At 69.2% G+C, this 23,389-nt stretch carries 20 protein-coding genes, 1 tRNA gene and 5 pseudogenes; 13 read left to right on the top strand and 13 right to left on the bottom strand.

What is annotated here, in order from left to right:
- Nucleotides 1–30: 30 nt before the first annotated feature.
- Nucleotides 31–402, top strand: a complete 372-nt coding sequence (locus RV986_RS47490; RefSeq protein WP_475923297.1) for a hypothetical protein — start codon at nt 31–33, stop codon at nt 400–402.
- Here the strand turns inward: RV986_RS47490 and RV986_RS47495 are convergent.
- Nucleotides 344–1,228: an SDR family NAD(P)-dependent oxidoreductase gene (locus RV986_RS47495; protein ID WP_475923298.1), complete on the bottom strand. Its 885-nt coding sequence runs from the start codon at nt 1,226–1,228 to the stop codon at nt 344–346. The genes RV986_RS47490 and RV986_RS47495 overlap by 59 nt on opposite strands.
- Before the next feature lie 347 nt (nt 1,229–1,575).
- On the opposite strand from RV986_RS47495, the pseudogene RV986_RS47500 reads away from it, so the two are divergent.
- Nucleotides 1,576–1,863, top strand: a pseudogene (locus tag RV986_RS47500) (integrase core domain-containing protein); the annotation flags it as partial.
- Nucleotides 1,864–1,890: 27 nt separating this feature from the next.
- Nucleotides 1,891–2,940, top strand: a complete 1,050-nt coding sequence (locus RV986_RS47505) for an IS1634 family transposase (RefSeq protein ID WP_475923299.1) — start codon at nt 1,891–1,893, stop codon at nt 2,938–2,940.
- Nucleotides 2,941–2,964: 24 nt separating this feature from the next.
- Here the strand turns inward: RV986_RS47505 and RV986_RS47510 are convergent, their stop codons facing one another.
- The gene (locus tag RV986_RS47510) at nt 2,965–3,909 is read right to left on the bottom strand and encodes a helix-turn-helix domain-containing protein (protein WP_475923300.1); all 945 of its coding nucleotides are present in this window, start codon (nt 3,907–3,909) and stop codon (nt 2,965–2,967) included.
- A 453-nt stretch (nt 3,910–4,362) separates the two neighbouring features.
- Between RV986_RS47510 and RV986_RS47515 the strand changes: the two genes are divergently transcribed.
- The 8 genes and pseudogenes from RV986_RS47515 to RV986_RS47550 all read left to right on the top strand — a co-directional run bounded on the left by RV986_RS47515 (nt 4,363) and on the right by RV986_RS47550 (nt 12,109).
- Nucleotides 4,363–5,226, top strand: a complete 864-nt coding sequence (locus tag RV986_RS47515) for an isocitrate lyase/PEP mutase family protein (protein WP_475923301.1) — start codon at nt 4,363–4,365, stop codon at nt 5,224–5,226.
- Nucleotides 5,223–5,576, top strand: coding sequence for a hypothetical protein (locus RV986_RS47520; RefSeq protein ID WP_475923302.1), 354 nt, complete (start codon nt 5,223–5,225; stop codon nt 5,574–5,576). The genes RV986_RS47515 and RV986_RS47520 overlap by 4 nt, the downstream gene beginning before the upstream one ends.
- A gap of 759 nt (nt 5,577–6,335) precedes the next feature.
- Nucleotides 6,336–7,271 carry an aldo/keto reductase gene (locus RV986_RS47525; RefSeq protein ID WP_475923303.1) on the top strand — a complete coding sequence of 312 codons (936 nt, stop codon included), beginning with the start codon at nt 6,336–6,338 and terminating at the stop codon, nt 7,269–7,271.
- A gap of 650 nt (nt 7,272–7,921) precedes the next feature.
- On the top strand, nt 7,922–8,473 hold the full coding sequence (locus RV986_RS47530) for a YciI family protein (RefSeq protein ID WP_475923304.1): 552 nt from the start codon (nt 7,922–7,924) through the stop codon (nt 8,471–8,473).
- Between the two features lie 503 nt (nt 8,474–8,976).
- Nucleotides 8,977–9,570, top strand: a complete 594-nt coding sequence (locus RV986_RS47535) for a DinB family protein (protein ID WP_475923305.1) — start codon at nt 8,977–8,979, stop codon at nt 9,568–9,570.
- 260 nt (nt 9,571–9,830) lie between these two features.
- On the top strand, nt 9,831–10,406 hold the full coding sequence (locus RV986_RS47540; RefSeq protein ID WP_475923306.1) for a hypothetical protein: 576 nt from the start codon (nt 9,831–9,833) through the stop codon (nt 10,404–10,406).
- 180 nt (nt 10,407–10,586) lie between these two features.
- Nucleotides 10,587–11,267: pseudogene (locus tag RV986_RS47545) on the top strand (alpha/beta fold hydrolase); the annotation flags it as partial.
- A complete protein-coding gene (locus tag RV986_RS47550; RefSeq protein WP_475923307.1) occupies nt 11,264–12,109 on the top strand; it encodes an alpha/beta hydrolase in 846 nt (281 codons plus the stop codon). The pseudogene RV986_RS47545 and the gene RV986_RS47550, both read left to right, overlap by 4 nt.
- Here RV986_RS47550 and RV986_RS47555 read toward each other — a convergent pair.
- From RV986_RS47555 to RV986_RS47575, 5 genes and pseudogenes are all read right to left on the bottom strand, one after another.
- A pseudogene (locus RV986_RS47555) lies at nt 12,010–12,255 on the bottom strand (alpha/beta fold hydrolase); the annotation flags it as partial. The gene RV986_RS47550 and the pseudogene RV986_RS47555 sit on opposite strands and share 100 nt — an antisense overlap.
- Nucleotides 12,256–12,303: 48 nt before the next feature.
- Nucleotides 12,304–12,534 (bottom strand): annotated as a pseudogene (locus RV986_RS47560) (IS701 family transposase); the annotation flags it as partial.
- 20 nt (nt 12,535–12,554) lie between these two features.
- The gene (locus tag RV986_RS47565) at nt 12,555–13,316 is read right to left on the bottom strand and encodes a PIG-L deacetylase family protein (protein WP_475923308.1); all 762 of its coding nucleotides are present in this window, start codon (nt 13,314–13,316) and stop codon (nt 12,555–12,557) included.
- A gap of 259 nt (nt 13,317–13,575) precedes the next feature.
- Nucleotides 13,576–13,770, bottom strand: a complete 195-nt coding sequence (locus RV986_RS47570) for a hypothetical protein (RefSeq protein WP_475923309.1) — start codon at nt 13,768–13,770, stop codon at nt 13,576–13,578.
- 119 nt (nt 13,771–13,889) lie between these two features.
- Entirely contained in the window at nt 13,890–14,162 is a 273-nt protein-coding gene (locus tag RV986_RS47575) for a hypothetical protein (RefSeq protein WP_475923310.1), read from the bottom strand.
- 357 nt (nt 14,163–14,519) lie between these two features.
- On the opposite strand from RV986_RS47575, the gene RV986_RS47580 reads away from it, so the two are divergent.
- A tRNA-Met gene (locus tag RV986_RS47580) sits at nt 14,520–14,593 on the top strand.
- Nucleotides 14,594–15,069: 476 nt separating this feature from the next.
- Here RV986_RS47580 and RV986_RS47585 read toward each other — a convergent pair.
- The 3 genes and pseudogenes from RV986_RS47585 to RV986_RS47595 all read right to left on the bottom strand — a co-directional run bounded on the left by RV986_RS47585 (nt 15,070) and on the right by RV986_RS47595 (nt 18,990).
- Nucleotides 15,070–15,516, bottom strand: coding sequence for a GDSL-type esterase/lipase family protein (locus tag RV986_RS47585; protein ID WP_475923311.1), 447 nt, complete (start codon nt 15,514–15,516; stop codon nt 15,070–15,072).
- A 592-nt stretch (nt 15,517–16,108) separates the two neighbouring features.
- Nucleotides 16,109–17,938 carry a protein kinase domain-containing protein gene (locus RV986_RS47590; RefSeq protein WP_475923312.1) on the bottom strand — a complete coding sequence of 610 codons (1,830 nt, stop codon included), beginning with the start codon at nt 17,936–17,938 and terminating at the stop codon, nt 16,109–16,111.
- Between the two features lie 181 nt (nt 17,939–18,119).
- Nucleotides 18,120–18,990, bottom strand: a pseudogene (locus tag RV986_RS47595) (SDR family oxidoreductase).
- 102 nt (nt 18,991–19,092) lie between these two features.
- On the opposite strand from RV986_RS47595, the gene RV986_RS47600 reads away from it, so the two are divergent.
- The gene (locus RV986_RS47600; protein ID WP_475923313.1) at nt 19,093–19,857 is read left to right on the top strand and encodes a TetR/AcrR family transcriptional regulator; all 765 of its coding nucleotides are present in this window, start codon (nt 19,093–19,095) and stop codon (nt 19,855–19,857) included.
- Between the two features lie 88 nt (nt 19,858–19,945).
- Here RV986_RS47600 and RV986_RS47605 read toward each other — a convergent pair whose 3' ends face one another.
- The 3 genes from RV986_RS47605 to RV986_RS47615 form a co-directional block, all read right to left on the bottom strand.
- Nucleotides 19,946–21,208, bottom strand: a complete 1,263-nt coding sequence (locus RV986_RS47605) for a sugar ABC transporter permease (protein ID WP_475923314.1) — start codon at nt 21,206–21,208, stop codon at nt 19,946–19,948.
- A 14-nt stretch (nt 21,209–21,222) separates the two neighbouring features.
- Nucleotides 21,223–21,996, bottom strand: a complete 774-nt coding sequence (locus RV986_RS47610; protein ID WP_475923315.1) for an ATP-binding cassette domain-containing protein — start codon at nt 21,994–21,996, stop codon at nt 21,223–21,225.
- A 71-nt stretch (nt 21,997–22,067) separates the two neighbouring features.
- Nucleotides 22,068–23,156, bottom strand: a complete 1,089-nt coding sequence (locus RV986_RS47615) for a substrate-binding domain-containing protein (RefSeq protein ID WP_475923316.1) — start codon at nt 23,154–23,156, stop codon at nt 22,068–22,070.
- Between the last annotated feature and the right edge of the window lie 233 nt (nt 23,157–23,389).

A 23,389-nucleotide genomic window follows, 5' to 3' on the forward strand; every position in this document is an offset into this window, starting at 1 on the left:
CCAGCGCTGCGGATCGGGATCCCGCTGGAGTTGTCCTCTGGGCTGCTCGACCCGGCGCCGGCCGAGCCGGCCGAGGCGCATCCGGACACACGGGTGCGGGCCAGGCACCTGTCCACGGCGGAACAGTTGGTGGCGCTGCAGAACGGTGAACTGGACGTCTGCCAATGGGTCGGATTCCCTCACTCGGGCAGCCCCGCCTGGTACGACGAGCCGACCGCGATCCTGCGCGGCCACGGCCACGGTCACGGTCACGGCCATGGCCGCGACCTCGGGCCGGATGCTCCGCAGGGGCGGGCGCTGATCGCCGATGTGAAGCCGGCGGCGGTCATGTCCGGGCGGGCCTTCACGCTGGCTCCGCCCGGCTGGCAGCAGCCGTTGCCCGACCGGTCGGTGAGTGGCTGAGTCCGGGCCCTTTCAAGTGGTGCGCCACGGGCAGGGGGCGCCGGACGCGGGAGATGCGCCCGGAGCCCCCTGCGACGGCCGTCTGACGGGCGCCGTCGACCGGCAGGATCGCGCCCTGCACGAAGCTTGCCGTGTCACCGGCCAGATAGGCGATTGCCTCGGCGATCTCCTGCGCCTCGGCGGGCCGTCCGGCGGGTGCCTGCGCGGCCAGGGCATCGAGATCCTCGCCCATGCCGGCCGTACCCTCCGTACGGGTCGGACCGGGCTCCACCGCGTTGACCCGCACGCCGCGCGGGCCGAACTCGGCCGCCCACGCCTTCGTCAGCAGGTTCACCGCGGCCTTGCTGGAGCCGTACAGCGCCATCCCCGCGACGCCGTACTCGGCGACCATGGTGCTGACGTTGACGATCGCGCCGTGCCCGCGATCGGCCATCGCCGGGGCGAGCTGCGCCACCAGATGGAACGGTGCCTTCACATTCAGGTCGTAGACGGCGTCCACGTCGCTGGGCGACGTCTGTTCCGTCGGGCCGAACGGGAAGATGCCCGCGCTGTTGACGAGGATGTCCACGCGGCCTCCGCCCCGTTCGGTGGCCCTCTGTGCCAGCTGTCGCACAGACTCGGCATCCCCGAGGTCGGCGGCGAGGAAGTCCGCCTTGCCACCGCGTTCCCGGATGGCGGCGGCGACCGTCTCGCCGCGGGCTGCGTCGCGACCCGCGACCAGCACGTGCGCGCCGCGCTCGCCGAGCAGCGCCGCGGTCGCGGCGCCGATACCGCTGGTCGCTCCGGTCACCAGGGCCACACGCCCGGACAAATCAACAGAACCCATGAGGTCCGTCCTTCATATGGGAAAGCGGGGGACGAACGGGCCGCGGGTGGGCCGCGTTCCGTTGTCCCGTCACCTCGTCCATGAGGTGACGGGAGTCCAAAGCGCCTACGTCTTCCGGGGATTCCGTCTTGGCCATAGGCGGATCCGAGGCCCCCTATAAGGCGGAAGCCCGCTCTGCCGTTCAGATCGTCGCCCACGCGTCGCGCGGCCGGATGCGCTGGTCAGAGCATGTGCGACGGGCAAAGGCGGTGCTTATGACGGCTCTTGGTGAGGCGTATGACCGCGGGCAACGAACTGCGCACACCCCGTGGTTACATGACCCGGACAGCGCGCGGATGGGCTTCCGCCTCGCCGCCCACCTGACCGCCGAACAGATCGCGGCGTCCATCGGCACCGTCGGCGACGCCCTCGACAACGCACTGATGGAATCGACGATCGGCCTGTACAAGACCGAGCTCATCAAGCCTCAGCGGCCATGGAAGGCCCTCAGCGACGTCGAGTTGGCCACGGCGGAGTGGGCCGACTGGTACAACCACCGCCGACTCCACGGTGAGATAGGCCACGTCCCGCCAGCCGAATACGAAGCCGTCTATTACCAACAGCAGCCAAATCTGCAGGCCACAGCCACAATCTAGAGTCTCTACCGAATCCGGAACGGTTCAGTGTCCCAGGTCGTCGGGGCGATGAAGGACCTGCAGAAGCTGGCCGGCGAGCAGGAGTTCCTGCTGGTCGCCGATTCCAAGCTGGTCTCCTACCCGAACGTCGCCGCACTGCTGGAAGCCGGGACGGCGTTCATCGCCCCGGTCCCGGCAGCCCAGGTCAAGGACGGCTTCTACGCCGCCTTGGACCTGGAGGCCGCCACCGTCGTGGATTGGGTGCCCGGCCGCGACGCGGACAAGGACCCCGCCCAGCGCGAGGTCTACCGGGTACTGGAAGACGTCCACACCCTGAACGGCTCGCGCAAGCGCGACCCGGTCCTGGAAGTTCGCCGAATCCTGGTCCACTCCACCGGCAACGCCGCAGGCCAGCAGGCCGCCCGCACCAAACGCCTCACCCGCGCCACCGAGGACCTGGACAAGGTCCGGCGCGGAGCCGGCGGCAGGTACTACAACACCGCCGAGAAGATCGCCGCCCGTGTCGGGGTGATCGCCAGGACCCGCCGGGTCGTCTCCTGCCTGCGCACCGAGATCAGCGAGGACGACCACGGCAGGCCCACCCTGGCCTGGCACTTCGACCAGGACGTCCTGCGGACCGAAGCCGCCGCCGACGGATGGTACGCCCTGCTGACGGCGCTGACTGCCGAGCAGGCATCCCCGAGCCGGGTCCTGATCCAGTACAAGGGCCAGGGATCGGTCGAGCGCCGCTACGCGGACTTCAAGGGCCCCCTGGCGGTCACCCCGCTGTTCGTGCAGCACAACCACCGCGTCGCCGCCCTGATCCAGGTCATCTGCCTGGCCCTGCTGGTCTTCAGCCTGATCGAACGCCAGGTCAGACAAGCCCTGGGCCCCGAGCAGACCATGGTCGGCCTCTACCCGGACAACCGCCGAGTGCGGCCAACCGGCCGGATGATCCTCTACCACCTCGGCGAACTCACCCTGCGGATCGGAAACGTCACCGACCCACCCACCGTCCAGATCACCCGCGGCGTCCAACTCCACCTCCTGGACCTCCTCGGCATCGAAGTCACCCAAACCCACTGGCCAATGACCTGAAACGGTGACCCGCGAAGTACGGGGCTAGCGGAGGGAAACGGAACCCGGGTCGACGGCGGGCTGCGTACGGGCGGCGGCATCAGCCGGGTGACTGCCGCGGTCGTCCCTGCCGGGGGCTGTGACCTGAGTGAGCAGGGTCAGCGCGGCCTGCGAGGAGGATCCCGCCTCCGCGGTGACGGCGACGATGCGCTGTCCCGGCTCGTTCGGGACCGGCATCGCCTGCTGGGCGACGTCCATGGGGCCGACCAGGGGATGCCGCATCCGGTGTGTTGCGATGTCCCAGGCACGAACGCGGTGTTCCGACCACAGGGAGGTGAACTCCCGGCTTTTCATGCTCAGTTGGCCGATCAGTTCGGCCAGCGCCGGATCGTCGGGGTATTCGCCGACCGCGAGGCGCAGCTTGCCCACCGCGTCCCTGGCCTTTCTGGGCCAGTCCTCGTACAGATCACGTGTGTGAGGGTCCAGGAAGACGAGCCGCGCGGTGTTGGGCCGCCGGGCCGGCTGCTCGGGACTGTCCGGATCAAGATGTCCGGCGAACAGCGCGTGCCCGGTGCGGTTCCATGCCAGGACGTCGCTCCTGCGGCCCAGGACGATCACCGGAGTGTCCCCGAACGCGGCGATCAGCTGTCTCGTCGTCTCCGTGACGCGCTCGGGTGCCGGCCGGCGAGAGCGACCCTTGCCGCTCTTGCGCACCACCCCGGCGAGATCGTGGAGGTGGCGGTGTTCGGTCTCGTCCAGGCGGAGCGCCCGGGCGATCGCATCCAGTACCTCCACCGAGGCGTTGAGGGACAGCCCTTGCTCCAGCCGCGTGTAGTAGGACTGGCTCACCCCCGCCAACTGGGCCAGCTCGTCGCGGCGCAGCCCGGGCACTCGCCGGCGTTCCCCGTAGGTCGACAACCCGACGTCCGAGGGCCGCAGTTGTGCGCGCCGCGTGCGCAGGAATCGTCCCAGCTGGTCCTTGCTGTTCATGGAGTCGAGTATGGGTGGGTCGGGCGTGGGGAGCCTGCCCCTCCCAGTGACACGATGCGCCGTTCGAACTTCTCAGGGCGCGCGTCCTCACCCGGTCCTACGCCATGGTCCCGGACGCCACGGGGGAGGGATGGGACCCGCCGCTCCTGCTGATCGTCTCCCGATGTCGATGTCGATGTCGATGCCGATCCCGCTCGCGTGGGCGGGCACATCGTTGTTGAGACCCGGGGCAGAGGCAGAGGCAGAGGCAGAGACCCGGGACCGACGGGGCGGCCCGGACGGGGGATGAGTGACGTTTCTCCGGTGAACCGCTTGCGCCATTGAGGTGAGTAAAGCCCTTCCAAGGAGAGAGTTCGGTATCGCTATAGGGATCCTCTTGTCCTGGCAAAGGGCGGTCGTGTCGCGACGGCCCTTTCCGAACGACGTGTTCAACCCCATGAGAGGAACCGGACGTTGACTTACGGGAAGAAGCTGAGGGAGCAGATCGCCGAGCCGGAGACCACTCCGCTGATCGGCGTGTATGACATGTACTCGGCGTCGATCGCGGCCGAGCACTACGACGGGATGTTCGTCTCCGGCTTCGGCTTCGCGGCCTCCTACTACGGGCTGCCGGACATCGGTTTCATCGCCTGGCCGGACATGGTGGCGTTCGTCCAGCGGTTGCGGGGCGCGTTCCCGCGGCACCACCTGCTGGTGGACATCGACGACGGATACGTCGATCCCGAGGTCGCCTGCCACGTGGTGGAGGGGCTGGAGCGGATCGGGGCGTCGGGGGTGATCCTGGAGGACCAGAAGCGGCCGCGCCGGTGCGGGCACGCCGACGGCAAGCAGGTGCTGCCGCTGTCCGAGTACCTCGCCAAGCTGGAGATGGTGCTGGCGACCCGGCAGGACATGGTCGTGGTGGCCCGTACGGACGCCACCGACGAGCACGACATCCTGCACCGGGCCGAGAAGCTGGCCGCGACCGACGCGGACGTGGTGCTGGTCGACGGGGTGCGCAGCGTGGAGTGGATCCGACGGATCCGCAAGGTGGTCGGCGACAAGCCACTGCTGTTCAACCAGATCGCGGGCGGCAAGTCACCCAGGCTCTCGCTGACCGAGCTGTCCGAACTCGGCGTGGACGTCGCCATCTACAGCACGCCGTGTCTGTTCGCGGCCCACCAGGCGATGCACTCCGCGCTCGCCGACCTCAGGACGGCGGACGGCCGGCTCCCCGTGGTGAACACGGTGAACGGTGTCGGCGTCAAGACCGCCACCCAGCTGCTGGAGCGCAACATCGCACGTCTGCGGCCGGAACCCCAGGGCGTGAACGCGTGACCCCGGAGCGCGTTCCTTCGCTGCGCCTGTGCACGGCCGCTGTGCTGACGGCGGCCGTGCTGGGTGCCGCGGCGGCACCGGCGGCCGCGGGCGGCAGCCTGATCACCGTGATCGACAACTCGCACGCCGACTCGATCCTTGAAGTGGACCGGGCCGCGAACCTCCAGCAGGGCAGCGGAACGGCCGGCAGCGACCACGAGGGCAGCGCCGTCGACATGGTCGAGGCACTGGTCGCGGCGAATCAGCGAGAGGAGGGCGAGCACGAGGAGGGCGAGCGAGAGGAGGCCCAGCATGAGGAGGGCCAGCATGAGGAGGGCCAGCACGAGGGGGGCCGACGCGAGGAGGACTAGTACGAGGAGGGCCGGCGCGAGGGGGACCGTGAGTGACCCGTGGAGCGGCCGACGACGGGCCGGCGACGGCTCGTCGTTCGGGTCGGGTCGCAGGAACACGACGGTGCCTGTCCGGCTCGGGTGAGCGGGGCCTGGCCGGAGGCGCGGCATGAGCGCGGACAGGCGGCCGGGCTCGGCCGGACACCGGCCCCCGAATTCCTCCCGCCGGGTCGGCGCCACGTCAACGGCCCAGAGAACCAGGGCCTGGTGGAGCCGACCGGGCGGGAGGACCGTACGGAGCTGTCGGCGCCGGCGGGCCGCCCGGTGCGGTGTGGGCGGGTCGGCACGGGAGCGGAGGCCGGCGGAGCGCGGCTGTACGGCCTTGGGTGATCACGGGAAGAAGTGGTGGCGGTTGCATCTGACGCCCGAGCAGATGGAAGCGGTGGCATACGGGTTGTGGGCAGTGCCGGTACCGATGCCGGTGTCGCCCCCGGCGTCGCGGGCGATGGCTTCGAGCGTGACCGTGTCGTCGGCGGCCGTGAAGGCGGCCCGTACGGCAGCGAAGAGCTGCTCACGATTGCGCCGCGCACCGGCGCGGGCCGGCCGGTTCCGGTCCCGGCGGGCGGATCGGCTTGGACATCGAGGGGTGTCGGTTCGGGCAGAGCCAAAACGGAGGAGCCTCCGGTAGTGCTACAGTCGACGTAGCGGAGACTTCTCCGCTTTCCCTGTCGTCGTACGAGGGCAGCATTTTCATGACCTCCACCGATATCCCCTCTCCGGATGTCCCTTCTCCAGGGGGCCACGGCCACCGGCGCCCCGCGCCCCGGAGGCCCTGGTCTGCTCGCCGGCCGTACCGTCTCCCGCGTCGGCTACGGGGCGATGCAGCTACGTTCGAACAGCGACCGCGCCGCGGCTGTCGCAATCCTGCGCCGCGCGGTCGAGCTCGGCATCGACCACATCGACACGGCCCAGTTCTACGGCGACGGTTTCGTCAACGGCCTCATCCGTGAGGCGATCCGCCCCGAGGACGGCGTCCTCGTCGTCAGCAAGGTCGGTGCCACCCCGAACCCCGGCGGGCCCATACCGCTCCGCGTCGCGCAGCGGCCCGAGGAACTGCGGGCGAGTGTCGAGGACAACCTCACCAGTCTCGGTCTCGACCAGATCCCGCTGGTGAACCTGCGTCGTGCGGACACCGGGCCCGGTCTGCGGGCCGAGGGTGACCAGTTGGTCGATATCGACGACCAGCTCGCGGTCATGGTTGCGATGCGCGACGAGGGCAAGATCGGTGCGATCGGGCTGAGCAGCGTGACCCTGGACAGTCTGCGCCGGGGGATCCCCGCGGGCATCGCCTGTGTGCAGAACGCCTACAGCCTCGTGGCGCGCGACGACGAGGACTTGCTTGTCCTCTGCGCCGCCGAGGACATCGCCTGGGTACCGTACTTCCCGCTCGGCAGTGCCATCCCCGGCCTGCCGAAGGTGACCGACGAGCCTGCCGTGGTGGCCGTGGCACAGTCCCTGGGCGGCACTCCCTCGCAGGTCGGACTCGCCTGGCTGCTCCACCACGCCCCGAACGTCCTCCTCATCCCGGGTACCGCGAACGCCGAGCACCTTCAGGCGAACGTCGCCGCGGGTGCGATCGTGCTCGACGATGCGACGCTCGCCGCGCTGGACGCCGTCCCGGTCCCGACGCGATCGGGAGACGTCGAGTCCGGGTGACTCACGGGCGGTCGCCCGCTGCGCAAGCACATCGTCCATGGATCTGGGGGCGACCGAGGTGGCGCGCCGGCTGCCGCCCGGGGCCGCCGAACTCGCAGCCGAGGGCTTGCTTCGTACCCGTCGAGTCCCTGTCCGGTGCCATTGAGGTGGAGGCGGCGTGGCCCGCCCTGCGCCGCCGGTCGGTGCCGGTGACCAGAGTGCCCCAGGGAGTCGGCGAGGGCCTGATGCGGCCGGTGCGTTCGCCGTGGCCGGTCGGCCGTCCCGGTCGAGGAAGTCGTCGCCGTGCTGTGGGACTTGGCCGAGCGGGCCCTTTCTTGTGATGGCCGTGCCGGTTCTGATCTGACCACGCGTGCGGGACCAGGCCACTGTGCGGGAGGAAATCGCCAGGGACATGCGCGCGTGGGGAACTGGAACTCGGCCTTACCCACGCCGAGTTGCTCGACGTTCGACGGCACGCGCTCAGGGTTCGGTGACACAGGACAGTCGCCGCTCACAGTGAGAGATGGCCGAAGACGGCCAATTGCTGGGTTGCGACCGCGCTTTCGTGATGGCTGCGCCGTCTGACGGAGCGCCGCCGCGTTGGGAGCGTGCGGTCATCGTCGCCAAACTCGGTTGAGATGTTGCCCCAGGTTGGGGAAGGGTCTGTGGCCATGGAATTCTTCTGCTACCACCGCGATCGGCCCGGCTCCGTCCCGTTGCGCAAGGAGCTGCTGGAAGAGCACTGGTCCTACATGGACCAGTACGCGAAGGAGATGATCGCCCGCGGCCCGACCTTCGCCGGTGACGGTGACACGCCCACCGGCAGTGTGCACATCGTCGACCTGCCGGATCCCGCCGCCGCCCGCGCGTTCGCTTTCGACGAGCCGGGCTACCAGGCCGGCGTGTACCGGGACGTGCTGGTGCGCCGATGGCGCAACATGCTGGGGCGCACCATGTGGGACTTCCCCGGTGGCCGGACCGGCGGCAACCGGTACCTGGTGCTGGGCCTCGGCACGGGGCAGGCCGCCGGCCTCGCCGTGCCGCCCGACCGGGACGAACTGATCGCGTACGGGCCGTTGTTGTCTGACGACGGCACCGCCTGGCTGGGCACAGCGGCGCTGGTCCGGGCGACGGACCCGGACACCGCACGCGCCGTCCTGCCCCCGGACCCGTATGCGGACATCGAGGTCCACAACTGGCAGTTCGGCGGGCGGCCGTCATGAACCAGGGAGACGTCGTCCGTGCATGGACGTCGTGCATGGATGTCGTGCATGGATGTCGTGCATGGACGTCGTACATGGACGTCGTACGTGGATGCCGTGCATGGACGCTTTGCGTGAGCGTCCGAGACCCAGAGGACCGGGCTGTCGTGCCGGACCGTCAGGTCGGTCGGCCTGGCCTCGACCATGACTTCACCACCCTGGTGGCGGGCGGTGCCATGAATCACGGCGGGTAGGACCACGGGCCGAAGAGTGCCATCGGGATCGAGGCGGCACAGCACGCTGCGACGATGGCGCTCTGGGCCAGTGCTTCGGTGAAGTGCTGTGGCGGCGTTCCGTCACCGTGGAGTACGGCTCGCGAATGGCTGCTTGAGGGCCGGGCCGTCCGCCCGGAGCCGACGGGAGACGCCGGACGAGTGTGATGTGACCGGGCGGTACCTGGTCGAGCGGGGTCTGTCCCTGTGCGGGGCGGTGAACAAAGATCGGGCCAGCGGCAGACTGACCCCATGACCGACTCGGATCCCAAGGCTGACCTTCACTTCTATCTGCAGTCCGCCCGCGACGCCCTGCTGTGGAAGCTCGAAGGGCTCTCGGAGTACGACATCCGCCGTCCGCTGACGCCGACCGGCACCAACCTCCTGGGCCTGGTGAAACACGTTGCCGGCGTGGAGTTGGGCTACCTCGGCGACACCTTCGGACGGCCGTCCGGCGAGCCGCTGCCCTGGCTCGAAGACGGTGCCGAGGCCAACGCGGACATGTGGGCCACCGTCGACGAGTCACGCGAGCACGTCGTGGAGCTCTACCGCCGGGCGTGGGTGCACGCGGACGCGACGATCGACGCGCTGGCGCTGGACACCATCGGCAGGGTGCCGTGGTGGCCGAACGGCAAGGACGAGGTGACGCTGCATCATGCCGTAGTGCGCGTGATCGCTGATACGCACCGGCACGCCGGGCACGCCGATATCGTCCGGGAGCTCATAGACGGTGCAGTGGGGATGAACGAGACCAACGACAGCATGCCGCCGGGCGACTCGGCGTGGTGGGAGAACCATCGAAGCCGGCTGGAGCGTGCGGCTCGGGAGGCCGACCGAGACGCGTAACCACGGACCGGACCGAGTGGGACGGCGACGGCCCTATCCCTATCCCTGTTGCTATCCCTGTCGCTGCGGCCAGGCATTCCTACCTGCTCCGGTAGCGCTGGGCCCAGGGGAGAGCCGGCAATAGCGCCCTGTGACGAGCGTCACACTCCTTGGTTCGAACTTCGACGCGCGCCGTGCATCTAGTCGGCGTCAGGTCACTGGGTGGCTTCGGAGCAGTACTCCTCCGCAGCCATCCATTCCATTTCACCGAGGAACATCAAATGGGTTATCTGCGCGGATTCATCCCCTGGATCGTCGCCGGCGTCGTCTCGTCCTTCGACTGGCGCTGGGGCGCGCTAGGGGGTCTCGTCTCGGGGCTGCTGCTCCTCTTGCAGGACCGCCGCCGTGGGGTCGGCCTCGATGCTCTGATCCTGGAGATCAGTACCGTCGCGTACTTCGTCGTGGTCGGCGCCGTCGCTGTTGCCAGGCCGGACTCCGCTCTGGCGGACCACACCGACGTCATCTCCTTCGGCTGGCTGGCCGCCACCGCCTGGGGGACCCTGGCGATCCGTCGCCCCTTCACGCTGGGCATCGCCCGGCGCCAGACACCTCGCGAGTACTGGGACATGCCGGAGTTCATCCGGGTCAACAACCACATCACCAGCGCCTGGGGTGCGGGTTTCACCTTCATCGGCGTCAGTCTGGCCGTCTGCGGCGCGGTGGACGCCCCGGCCTGGGTGGGCATCGCCGCCCATGTCGCCGGGCTCGTCGGACCCGCTGTCTTCACGAAGGTCTATCCCGCCCGTGCCCAGGCGCGGCTGCTGGCCCAGGCACCGGTGACGGCCATTCCCCAGTAGGCCGGTCTGGTCCCTGGCCGTCCCTCTCGCACGACTTCCGCAACCTTGCATGACCAAGAACTCACCACACGAAGGAGCTGGCGCATCGTGAGCACCACACCGGAAGCACCGGAAGCGCAGGAAACAAGGCAAGCGCAGGAATCAAGGCAAGCGCAGGAAGCGAGGGAAGCCAGGCAAGCCAGGAACGTCGTTCTCGTTCACGGTGGATTCGTCGACGGGTCGGGCTGGCGAGGCGTTTATGAGCAGCTGCGCGCGGACGGCTACACCGTGAGCGTCGTCCAGAACCCCACGATCTCGCTCGAAGGCGACGTTGCCACGACCAACCAGGTACTCGACGCCCAGGACGGCCCGACCGTACTGGTCGGACACTCCTACGGCGGCGCGGTGATCTCCGAAGCGGGCAACCACGAGAAGGTGACCGCGCTCGTGTACGTCGCGGCGTTCGCGCCCGACAAGGGCGAGTCCGTGAACACCCTCATCGCCGACCCTCCGCCCGGCGCTCCCGTTCCGCCGATCCTGCCGCCCGAGGAAGGGTTCCTCTTCCTCGACCGGGAGAAGTTCGCAGCGTCCTTCGCCGGGGACCTGCCCGCCGACGAGGCACGCTTCCTGGCCGACTCCCAAGTGCCCTGGGGCCTGGACGCGTTGGGCGGGACGGTCGGTCGGCCCGCCTGGCGCACCAGGCCGAGCTTCTACCTGGTCGCCACCGACGACCGCATGATCCCGCCCCCGGCCCAGCGCGCCATGGCCGAGCGGGCCGGGGCGACGGTGAGTGAGACCGGCGGCAGCCACGCCGTCTATGTGTCCAAGCCCGCCGAGGTCGCCGCACTCATCAAGAAGGCTGCCTCAGGAGCCACCCCTTGAGGAATCTCCGCAGCTGGTTGCGTGCCCTGCTCACCATGGCCGTCGCGACCACAGCGGCAGCCACCCTCCTGGGATCCGCCGCCGCGGCGGATCCCGGTGGGCAGAGCGACGCGGCGCCGTCCGGCCCCAGGCCCACGGTCGTCCTGGTGCACGGGGGATTCGCCGACGCGTCCAACTGGAACGGCGTGATCAGCGAACTCCAACAGGACGGCTACGCCGTGGCGGCACCGGCCAACCCCCTGCGCGGACTGCCCACGGACACGGCCTACATCGCGAGCTTCCTCAAGTCGGTCAAGGGCCCGATCGTGCTCGTCGGCCACTCCTATGGCGGCGCCGTCATCACCAACGCGGCGGCGGGCAATCCCCACGTCAAGGCGCTCGTGTACGTTGCCGCCTTCGTCCCCGACAAGGGCGAGGTCCTCGGAGAACTGATCCAGAAGTATCCGGGCAGCGAGATCCAGGCCGCTCTCGACCCGGTGCCCTTCACCAACGCGGACGGGACCACCGGCGAGGATCTGTACCTGCGCCCCGACCGGTTCCACGACGTGTTTGCCGCCGATGTGCCGCGCAGGACCACGCGCGTGATGGCGTCGGGTCAACGACCGTTCAGCGCAACGGCCTTCACGGACCGGACCACGGCCGCCGCCTGGCGGTCCGTCCCGTCCTGGGGTCTTGTCGCCACCGCGGACAAGGCCATTCCGCCAAGGCGAAGCCGCCGTGGTGGCGTCTTGCCGGGTGCGATCTCAGGACCACCGGACAGAACCAACCGGGCCACGAGGTCCGGCTTCTCAGCTCCGACCCGTGCCACCACGATCGCCCCAAGAGAGTGGCCGCACAGGTGAACAGGCCGCAGCTGTCGGGCGACCTCGGTGACGGATTCGACTGCCGCCGTCAAGCTGAACGGGCCCGGCGTGCCGCCGAACCCCGGCAGATCAAGAGCAACGACGTGGAAGTCGTCGGACAACGCTCCCAATTGACGTCGCCACATCCGCGCGCCCTGACCGGCACCGTGCACCAAGACCGGCGACGGACGCTCTGTTTTTGGGCGGTGTGCCAGTAGGTGCAGTGTGCAGAAGGCGTGGGCGGCGGAGACGAGGGTGACGTGGTGGTGCCAGCCGCTCCAGGTGCGGCCTTCGAAGTGGGCCAGTTCCAGGGCCTGTTTCATTTCGCGGTGGTCGTGCTCGATGCGCCAGCGCAGTTTGGCCGGCCGCACCGGCGTGGTCAGCGGCATCCCGGAGGGCAGGTTGGACAGCCAGAACTGCACCGGCTCGCTCTCGGTGGCCACACTCAGGCCATGAGCTCCGTTTGTGCTGTCGCCGCGGGAACGGGGTCGTGGCGGATGTACCACTCGGTGGAGAGCATCCGCTCCCGGTCGGACACCGGAAGACCGGCGATCAGCCCTGGGACGGCTCCCCGCTCCACCTCGGTACGGTGAGCCAGTACGGCGGCGATCTTCTGTTCCAGCCAGGCGCTGACATCGACGGTCGCGGTGATGCGATCGTCCGGCACACTGCGCATCGCCTTGCCCGTACGGGCAAGGTGTCCGCCCCAGACCCGCATGGCCGAGTGCGGGTGCGCAGCCAGGTACAAGGCGCTCGGCTGCCACGGCTCACCGGCGTCCGGATACAGCCGCTCAAGCCCGGCCGCCTGAACCGCGAGCATGGTCACCCGGTGGGTGTGCACATGGTCCTCATGGCCGGTCAGTCCGCCGTAGGCGTCATGGGTGACCACGATCTCCGGGCGGAACTCCCGAAGATGCGCGACCAGTTCCCGCACCGTCTCGTCGAGCGGCGCATCGCAGAACCGTATCCGGCCCGGGGCCGACTGAGGGACGCGAGCATCGGCGTATCCGAGCATCCGCGGCGGCCCGGCGCGAAGGATCTGCAACGCCTCGGCGAGCTCCACGGCGCGCGGGGTGCCTGCGGCCCAGGTCGCCGTGACCACTGCAGTGCGAGCGCCGCCGGCCGCGTGACGGGCGAGCACTCCGCCCGCCGACAGGGACTCGTCGTCCGGGTGGGCAAAGACCGTGAGCAGGCTCGGAACAGGCATTGCCGTCCACCTTCCAGTGCGGGAAGTTCGGATCCTGGGCCAGCGCGCGCCGCGCCCCGGCCTCATGCGCGGGCCGGTCCGCCGCCAGTGCAGTGGAAGCAGGCAAGATCTTCAGCCCCGCGAAGGCCGTCAGTGGCTGCGCGGGGCTGGGCGTCCACGAGGCAACAACTCGGACTCCAGCTCGGTCATGGCCGCATCACCGGTGCCAGGCGTTCGCTCTCCTTCGCATCCACACCACGGAGAACGAACTGTTCAAGCGTCAGGGACCCTGCCTCTGCTGGACAGCATGGGCTTTGATCCGGGCCGTGTCGACGGCGATGACACGGCATGCCACCAGATCGACGGCCGCCCCCCATTCCTCATCGCTCGTCTGGCCCGCGAAGCCCTCCAGTGCGTTCTTCACCGTTTCGACCCCCTCGCGACTGAGGAACTCGCTCACCAACATGTATGGCATCCCGGCGTCGTCTCGTGGGCGTCAGCACATCGGGGCGCTGATCAAGTGCCGTTGCCCGTCCGGGAACTGAGCATCAGATTGAACTGTATGCCGTCTCGATCGCGGGATCGCAAACAAGCTCAGGCGTCTCGCCTGCGCAGTCCTGCCGCCGCCAGCACCACCGTCGGCACCGATACCAGCACCGCCCACCCCAGGCGTCGTGTCTGGAAGGAGGCACACGTCGTCTCCACCCCTTTGTCCATCGACCCGTAGCTGGGGCTCCATTCGGTGCCGAGGACGGCGTGGCAGTTGGAGCGGGGGTAGCCCGAGCTGATGTCGGGTGCGCTGGTCAGCAGCCACAGGGTCACACCGAACCCGACGCATGCGAGGAGCCATATGATTGTTCTGGACATACCGTGACCCTAGAGCTTGATTTCCGACCTCTCGACCGGTCGTGTTCGGTGAGGGCTCGGGGCGTTTGACGGTCTTGTCTACGCGGGGGAGAGAGTTCTGCTGCCGGCTTCCAGCCGTGTCCGGCCGTCCGTCCGAGCTCACGCGGCGCCTTCACGGCGGACGGCGACTGCTCCCCGTTCCTCATCCGCTCCCTCGACGGTGTGCGTCCGTACGCATTCGTCGACCGTAGACGTCGATGCCGGTGTGGACAGAGCCAGGGCGGGGAAGGCCGGCCCGTCTTGGGATCCGTTCGGCACTGCGGGCAGGCGATCATGGTCTCGGGGCCCGGATAATTGGCGTAGGGTGGAGTTAACCGACGCGGGGTGGAGCAGCTCGGTAGCTCGCTGGGCTCATAACCCAGAGGTCGCAGGTTCAAATCCTGTCCCCGCTACTGGAATCTGAGGGGCCGGCACGATGTGTCGGCCCCTCAGGCGTGTCCAGCCCCTGGTCGCGCGGCGTCGCAGCACGCGCGCGGGGCGGGCCGAACCACGCCGTGGGCACGAAGGGACGCCGACGTGTAAGGCGTCACCCGGCGTGCAGTACCGACCGGCACACATACGCGCGGGCCCGCGTCACCATTGCGGTGGTGCGGGCCCGGCTCATCCTTCTGCCCTGTCAGATGCACGGAAAGAAGCACCCTCCAGGTGAAGAGGTGTCCCGGGTCCTCTCCGTAGGTCTTGTCGAGGGCGGCGGTTGTGGGGTGCCCGATGAGCCGCAGCAGCACACCGGAGTAGTGGAACCCGGCGCTCACCCGACGCGACAGGCGGGCCGCCAACCTGCCTCAGCCCTCGAATCCCCCACCGGGCAAGCGCAAAGTCACCGTCGGCGAACCCATGACGACTCATGAACGATCGGGGCTGAGAGCGATCAGTCGAACAACGAGAGGTCGATCGAGTCTGCGAGTGCTGTGTAGCCGGCGTCGTTGCCGTGCAGATGGTCCCCCATGTCGAAACCGTCCTTGATGCGGTCGGGGTCTTCGGGGGCGCGCCATACGGCGTCGAAGTCGAGGACCGCGTCGAACGCCCCGCTGGTGCGGATCCAGTCGTTGGTTCGCTGGCGGGCCGCTTCTCCGTCCGGGGTGCTCAAGTCGGAACCGCCGATGGGTGTGAGGGTGGCGCCGAACACCGTCACGCCGTGCGCGTGTGCTCGTTCGAGGATCTGTCGGTACGCGCGGATGAGATCTGCGGTTCCAACGGGCGCGTCGGTTTTCATGATCCCGGCGAACTCATGGTCGATTTCGCCGGGAGTGATGGAGAAGACGATGTCGTTGGTTCCTGCAAGCAGGATGAGGTGCGTCACGCCGGGCGCCTTCATGGGGTCGATGGGGTTGCTGGGGTTGCTGGAGTCACTGGGGCTTGAGGTCCGGTCGGTCGGGTCTGGACCTGTCTGGTCCTGCGGGTGATGGACCCGGCTGCCGGCGTCGACTCCGACGCCGTAGTGCCTGGCGACCTGGGCGAACGTAGTCGAGGCCTGCTCGGTCGCCGGGGAGCGGACCGTGGTCGTCCGCTCGAACCGCCGACGTCCGGTGAGTCCGGTGAGTCCGGTGAGCTTGCGGTCCGCGTGGTCGAGGGCTTCGACCAGGTGCGGGAAGTCCTCCGACTCGGCCGGCGCCGCCCGCCACTTCCCGGAATGCGCCGGCTTCGAGGCCCACCGCCGGGGGACTGCCGCTGGCTGAAGCCTGTAGGGGGCGGGTGCCTGGAAGCCTGGTGGGAGCCGATCCCGCCGCGCTCACTGCCGCGGTCGACACCGGCCGCCGGGTTCGGGTGTGCCGGTTTCAGATGGTCGGCCTGCCGGACGCGGTCAATCCGCGGAGCCCGTGACCCGCAACTCGCGCGGCGCGCCGCCGCAGGCGCTCGGCAGACGGTTCCTCTCTGTCGCCGCACTCACCCGCGCCGCCGCCTGTACGTCACTCCAGGGTCTTGATCTGGGCCGTGGAGAGGGCCTGGTCGAAGACCTGGACGTTCTTGATGCTGCCGGGGAAGAAGTCGGTCGGACGGCCTGCGGACTTGGCGCGGCCGATGACCAGGGGACCGGTGGAGTCGACGGACTTGGTGTCGGCCGTGGTGCCCTCCTGTACGCCGTTGACGTAGAGGCGCAGTGTGTCGCCGACGGCGTCGCAGACACCGACCAGATGGGTCCAGGTGTTCGTGGCCGGAGCGTTGATCGACAGTGCGCGAATGCCGGGGCGGGAGAGGGCCCAGCGGAGGTCGTCGCTCGAGTACTGGAGGTAGAAGCCGCTGTCGGGGTCTGCCTCTTGGCTGACGGCGGTGGCGAAGAAGTTGGGGATCTTGGGGAGATAGACCCACGCCGAAACGGTGAAGCTGCTGCTGGGACCGGTGGTCAGTACCGGGCCCTCGGTGGTGATCTGGCTACCGACACCGTCGAACTGGGCGGCACCGTCCGGGCCTGCTTGCCACTGGACTTCGGATGCGATGCCGTTGTGGCCGCCGACGGCGTCGGACACGGACGTACCGGAACGTTCGTCAAGTGGCCAGGAGCCGACGGGCGTCGGTAGGACGACCGCCGGTGGCGCGGAGGACGGGGACGAGCCGGGTGAGGTGGACGAAGACGCGGCGGACCGCTGTGTGTGGGACCGGGTGAGGACAACTCCGGTGGTGACGCCCGCCGCCACGGCCACGGTGGCGAAGCCTGACAGGAGGAGGGCCCGGCGGGTACGGCCTTCCCCGACGGCCGGGGCCGGCGAGCCGGGCGGATATAACTGGGTCGGGCCGGGCCGCGCGGGAGTTTGCACGGCGGTGGTCTGGAGCGCCGTGTCCGCGACGGCGGTGGCAGGGCCGTACGCGGTGGATATGTGGGCACGGTCGGCGACGGGCGGCAGGCCGTGGGCCGACCGCGGGTCGACAGGGCCCGCCGCGGGGCCGCCGTTACCGATCCGGGCGAGGATCTGACGCGGCGTCGGGCGCCACCCGGGATCCTTGGCCAGGCATTCGGAGATGAGGGCGCGCAGGGCGGGGTCGGTGACGGTGTCGAAGTCCGGCTCGGCATGGATGAGGCGGTAGAGCAGCGCGGGGGTGGGTCCGTCGCCGAACGGGTTCCTCGCGGTGGCCGCGTAGGCCAGGACCGCGCCCAGGGAGAACACATCGCTGGCGGGGGTGATCTCACCGCTGCTGATCTGTTCCGGGGACATGTAGCCCGGGGAGCCTGCCATCAACCCGGTCCTGGTGAGCATGCTGGCCTCGATGAGTCGGGCGATGCCGAAGTCGATGACTCTCGGTCCGTCCTCGGCGAGCAGCACGTTGGACGGCTTGAGGTCGCGATGGACAAGTCCCGCCCCGTGAATGGACGTCAGGGCCTCGGCCAGCCCGGCGGCCAGGGCCAGCACGTCGGGCGGGGAAAGCGGCCCCTGGCTGCTGACGGCCTGCTGCAGCGACGGGCCCGCGATGTAACTCGTGACCAGCCACGGCCGACGGGCGTCCGGGTCGGCGTCGACCACCGGTGCGGTGAACGCGCCGCTCACCAGCCGGGCCGCCTGCACCTCCCGGCGGAACCGGGTGCGGAAATCCGGCTCACGCATCAGTTCCGCGTGCACCACCTTGACCGCGACGCTCCGGCCGCCCGGGGAGCGCCCGAGGAAGACCCTGCCCATACCGCCCGCTCCCAGGCGTCCGAGTAACTCGTACCCCCCGACGGAACGCGGATCCTCGGGTTCCAGCGCTTCCACGTACCCCTCCGCATGAACGTCATTGTCGAGCGGCCCCATGAGCGCCCTCAGCATACGGTCTGCTGATCTGCACATGGCACATGGCGGCAAAAGCGCTCCTCTGCCCGGTCCCCCCGTCCTGCTCGACCGGTGAGGGACACGGCGCCCGCCGCGCCCCTCACCGGAGCGCCACGAACCACGAAGACGCGAAACCTGTCAACGACCGTTGCCCGTCGTCAGGTGGACAGGGAGTCCGTCAGTGCCCGTCGTCGGACAGTTGCTCGCGCAGGAGCGTGCTCAAGGCGATGGGTTCCCGACCGATCAAGGTGGCCAGTGTCGAGTCGACCGCGGCGAATTCGCCGGCGCGGGCGGCCGCGAAGATGCCGAGCAACTGGTCCGCTGCCTCGGCGGGGACGCCGCGCCCCACCAACTGCTGCCGGAACTCGTCGTCGGCCGCGACGGTCCTCGTGATGGTGCGGCCGGTGACGTCGGTGGCGATGCGGGCGATGTCGTCGAAGGTCAGCGCCTGTGCCGCGGTCAGCGGCGGCGTGGGGCCGTCGATGCGGCCCTCGTCGGCCAGGACGGCGGCGGTCGCGTCGGCGAGGTCGGCGTGGGCGGTCCAACCGACCGGTCCGTCCGCGGGGAGGTCGACCTGGCCGGACCGCAGGGCGTGACCGAGGAACTGCATGGCGCTGGCGGCGTAGAAGCCGTTGCGCAGCGAGGTGAACGGCACGCCGGAGGCGCGCAGCGCCTCCTCGGTGGCGGCGTGGTCGCGGCAGGGCTGGAAACGGGATGAGGCGTCGGCCCCCATGTGGCTGGTGTAGAGGATGCGGCGGGCGCCGGCCTTGGCGGCCCCGTCGATCGCGGCACGGTGCTGCCGTACGGCCTCTTCGCCCATCTTGTCGACAGAGATGGATCAGCACCTGGGAGGCGCCCTCGAAGGCGTGGGCGAGGCTGTCGGCGTCGGTGAAGCTGCCCCGCCGCACCCGTACCCCCCGGTCGGCGAAGGCGTGCGCCCTCTGTGGGTCGCGGACGCTGACGCCGACCTGGTCCGCCGGTACGCGGGTCAGCAGCCGCTCGACGATCTGGCGTCCGAGCTGTCCGGTGGCTCCGGTCACGATGATCATGCTGCGCTCCAGGGGTCTGGTTCCGGTGGCATTTCCAGTGGAATCAGAATCACCGTATCATTGATAATAACGACGGAAGCGTGTGTGCGGTATCGTTGATATATGCCGCCACGATCACCCGCGAAGGACAGCGCTGCCGCCGTCGACCCCGACCCCGCGTCGGACCCGGACACCGCAGTCAGCGGTCGTGAGCAGACCCGGCAACGCGTCATCGATGCCGCCGCCGACCTGCTGGAGCGTGAGGGCCGCGACGCCGTCACCACCCGCGCGGTCGCGGTTGCGGCAGGCATGCAGGCACCGGTCATCTATCGACTGTTCGGCGACAAGAACGGGCTGCTCGAAGCGGTGGCCGAGCATGGCTACGCCACGTTTCTCGCGGCCAAGCACGTCGACCCCGACCCGCAAGATCCCATCGAGGACCTGAAGGCGGGCTGGGACCTGGCGGTCGAGTTCGGTCTGACCCATCCCGCCCTGTACAGGCTGATGTACAGCGAGCCCCGGAGAGTCACGTCGGATGCCTTCAAGGCCGGCATGGAGATCTTGATGGGCCGTATCCGCCGCCTCGCCGCCGGCGGCTGGCTGCGCGTCGACGAGGAGCTTGCGGCCATGCTCATCCACGCCACGGCGCGTGGTGCGGTGCTCACCTGGTTGTCCCTGCCCGAAGACCGGCGCGATCCGGCCCTGTTGGCCGCGTTGCGGGAGTCCATGGTCGCCGCGGTGACCAACCAGGAGCCGGCCGTGCAGGACGCGGGCCCGGCCGGCGCCGCCCGCGCCCTGCGCGCCGCGCTGCCCGAACAGACGACTCTCAGCAGCGCGGAGCGGTACTTGCTGAGCGAGTGGCTGGACCGCCTCGCCTCCGACGGCTGAGGCGCCAAGGCTCGTGCGATCGGGCGGGCTGCGCCGCGGGAGTGCTTCCGCCGCGTGGGCCCTTGTCGGTGCCGCCGAGACAGACGTGTCAGGCCCGCCCATGTGCCTCCTGCGAGTGTCGTGACAGTGAGTCGATGACCACCGCGGCGAAGAGCACCCCGCCCGTGATGACGAACTGGACCGCGGCGGGGGTGTCGGTGATCGCCATGCCCGAGGCGATCGACTGGATGATCAGCATGCCGAGCACCGCGGACCAGGTGGTGCCGCGTCCGCCGAACAGGCTGGTGCCACCGATGACGGCCGCCGCGATGACGTTGAGCAGCAGGACGCCCGAGCCTGAAGTCTGACTCACCGAGGTGATGCGCGAGGCCAGGAACAGGCCGCCGATGGCGGCCATGGTGCCCGAGACCGCGAGCACCACGGTCCGCACCCCCGTCACACTGAGGCTGGCGCGACGGGCTGCCTCGACGCCGCCACCGAGTGCGTAGACCTGCCGCCCGTAGCGGGTGCGACGGAGGACGACGTCGAGGCCGGCCACCACCACGAGGAGGATCAGGAGCGCGAGCGGCAGCCCCTGGAAACGGTTGAGCATGTACGCGGCGGCGAACGCGATCACCGCGATCACTCCCGTGCGCAGCACGATTCCCCGGAGCGAGCGATGCGGTATGCCGACGGCCTTGCGGCGCCGCCTGTCCTGGTACGACACGAGGAAGACCGCGCCCGCGCCGACCGCCGCCAGGCCGTAGGCGGCGCCGTCGTTGGTGAAGTAGTAGCTGGTCAGCTTGGCGACAAGCCCGTTCTCGTCGAGGTTGACGGTGCCGCTGGTCCCGAGGACGTAGAGCATGAGGCCGTTCCAGGTGAGCAGCCCCGCGAGGGTGACGACGAACGCGGGTACCCGGGTCTTGGCGAAGGAGAAGCCCTGGAGAGTTCCCACCAGGGTGCCCAAGAGCACCGCGACGATGACGGCAAGCCATTCGGGTACGCCGTTGTTCACGTTCAGAACGGCGAAGACGGCCGCCGCGAGACCACTGATCGAACCGACCGACAGGTCGAGCTCACCGAGCAGCAGCACGAAGACCATGCCGACCGCGATCAGGCCCGTGCCCACGATGTCCACGCTGAGATTGGACAGGTTCCGGGGGGAGAGGAAGTTCTCGTTGAGGGACTGGAAGGTGATCCAGACCGTGGCGAGGACCAGCACGACGGGGAGTGAGCCCAGTCCGCCGGTGCTCAGCTTGCGCCGGAAGACGGCACCCCAGCGCTCCACGGCGAGGGCGAGGGCCCGCCCGTGGCGCGGCTGTTGGCCCTCGGCCTCGGGGGCGCTGGGATCGACCCGCGTGTTGTCCGCCATGTTGCGCACCTCTTTCACCACCCCGCCTCCTGGGGGGCCGTCCGGCGGGGCGCGTTCTCCGTGGCGCCGGTGATGGAGGCGACGATCTGTTCCTGAGACGTGGTGTTCACGTCGAAGAAGCCGTTGTTACGACCCAGCCGCAGCACGGCGGCCCGGTCCGCGAGAGCTTTGACATCGCCCATGTTGTGGCTGATGAGCAGTACTCCCAGGCCGCGGTCGCGCAGATGGTCGACGAGGTCGAGGACCCCGATGGTCTGCTCGAAGCCCAGAGCCGCTGTCGGTTCGTCCAGGAGGAGGACCCGCGGGTCGCCGAGGAGCGAGCGGGCGATGGCGACCGCCTGCCGCTGGCCGCTGGACAGTGAGGCGACGGGAGCACGCAGATCGGGGACACCTTTGGTGAGGCGTTCCAACAACTGTCTGGTGCGGCGCTCCATCTCCACCTCGTCGAGGAACCCGAATCTGCTGAGTTCCCGTCCGAGGAACAGATTGCCGACGACGTCGAGGTTCCCGCACAGCGCGAGGTCCTGGTAGACGGTGGCGATACCGAGGTCCCGGGCGTCGTGGGGGCGCCTGATGGAGACCGTCCGGCCCTTCCACTCGATGGCGCCCTTGTCCGCCGGGGCGACACCGGAGATCACTTTGACCAGAGTGGACTTCCCGGCCCCGTTGTCGCCCAGAAGAGCGACGACCTGGCCGGCGTAGATCTCCAGCTCGATCTCCGTCAGGACGTCGAGGACGCCGAAGCGCTTGCACACGCCGTGCAGCGCCAGCAAAGGGGGAGCCGGCAAGGAAACCACCTCCTTCCCCGGACCCGGACCTGGCTGGAGCCGACCTGTCAGGTGAGTCCGGCCTTGTCCTGTCAGGTAAGTCCGGCCTTGTCACACGCGGCCGCGAGCCGAGGGGTGCAGATCTGCCGAACCGTGTACACGCCGTCCTTCACCAGCGTGTCCTTGATGGAGTCGGCGGTCACGGGCACGGGGGTGAGAATGTCGGCCGGAACCGTCTTCCCGTCGCTGGTCCGCACCTTGCCCATGGCCACCCGGTCGAGGTCCTCACGGCGAGCCGCGGCCACGGCCATGGCGGCGGCCGCGGAAGCCTCGGGTCTGAAGGGCTTGTAGACGGTCATGTACTGATCACCGCCGACGATGCGCTGCAAAGCTCCCAGCTCGGCATCCTGCCCGGTGACGGGGGGCAGCGGGTGGACCTTGTTGGCTTTCAGCGCGGAGATAACGCCTGCGGCGAGACCGTCGTTGGCCGCGTAGACCCCGTCGATGTTGTCGGTACCGAGGGTGGCGATGGCGCCGGACATGTTCGTGTTCGCGGTCTCCGTCCTCCACTGGTGGGTGTCGTACGCCTTGCCGATCTTCACTCTCCCCTTGAGTACGGACAGTGCACCCTTCTTGTACGCCACCGCGTTGGGGTCGCTGGGATCGCCGTTCATCATGACGATCTCGGGCTGGTGCCCCCTGTCACCCATGGCCTTCAGCAGCGCACTGCCCTGGAGCCTGCCGACCTCCTCGCTGTTGAAGGAGACAAAACCCGAGACCGGGCCCTCCGTGAGACGGTCGTACGAGATGACCGGGACATGTGCCGCGGCGGCCTTCCTGACCGCGGCCCCGAGCGATTTGGAGTCGACGGCCACGAGCAGGATGGCGTCAACACCCTTGGTGATCACCGAGTCCATCTGTTCCTGCTGGAAGGCCACATCGTTCCTGGCATTGGCGTACTCGACCTTGCAGTTGGCGCACAGCTGCATGATCCTCTTCTCGAGCAAGGGCCTGTCCTGTGTCTCCCAACGAGCCGTGGTGGCGTCCGGCAGCAGCAGACCGATCTTCAAGGTGTCTCCCCCGTCGGAGTTGTTCCCGACGCCCTGCCCGCAGGCCGCGAGAGCGACGGCCGTCGAGATCGCGGTCATGGCCAATGCCGCGCCCCGGATGCAGGCCTTCATGTGAGAGACCTCCCTTGCCCTTCGGCTTCTTGCGCGGCGCGGGGGAAACGGCGCGTGGGCAGCGGGCCGTGGACTGCTCGTGCGCGGGGCGGACGGGCCGTACGGGCCGCGTCTGGCGGGGTGCCACGGTGCCGGTCGCGCGGCACCAGGTGGCCAGGTCGGCAGGGAGATCCCGGCCAACGCCGGTCCCCGCTCTCACGCGCGGCCGCGGCTGTGGCTTCTGAGGCTGCGGT

Source organism: Streptomyces sp. RLA012, assembly GCF_056270325.1.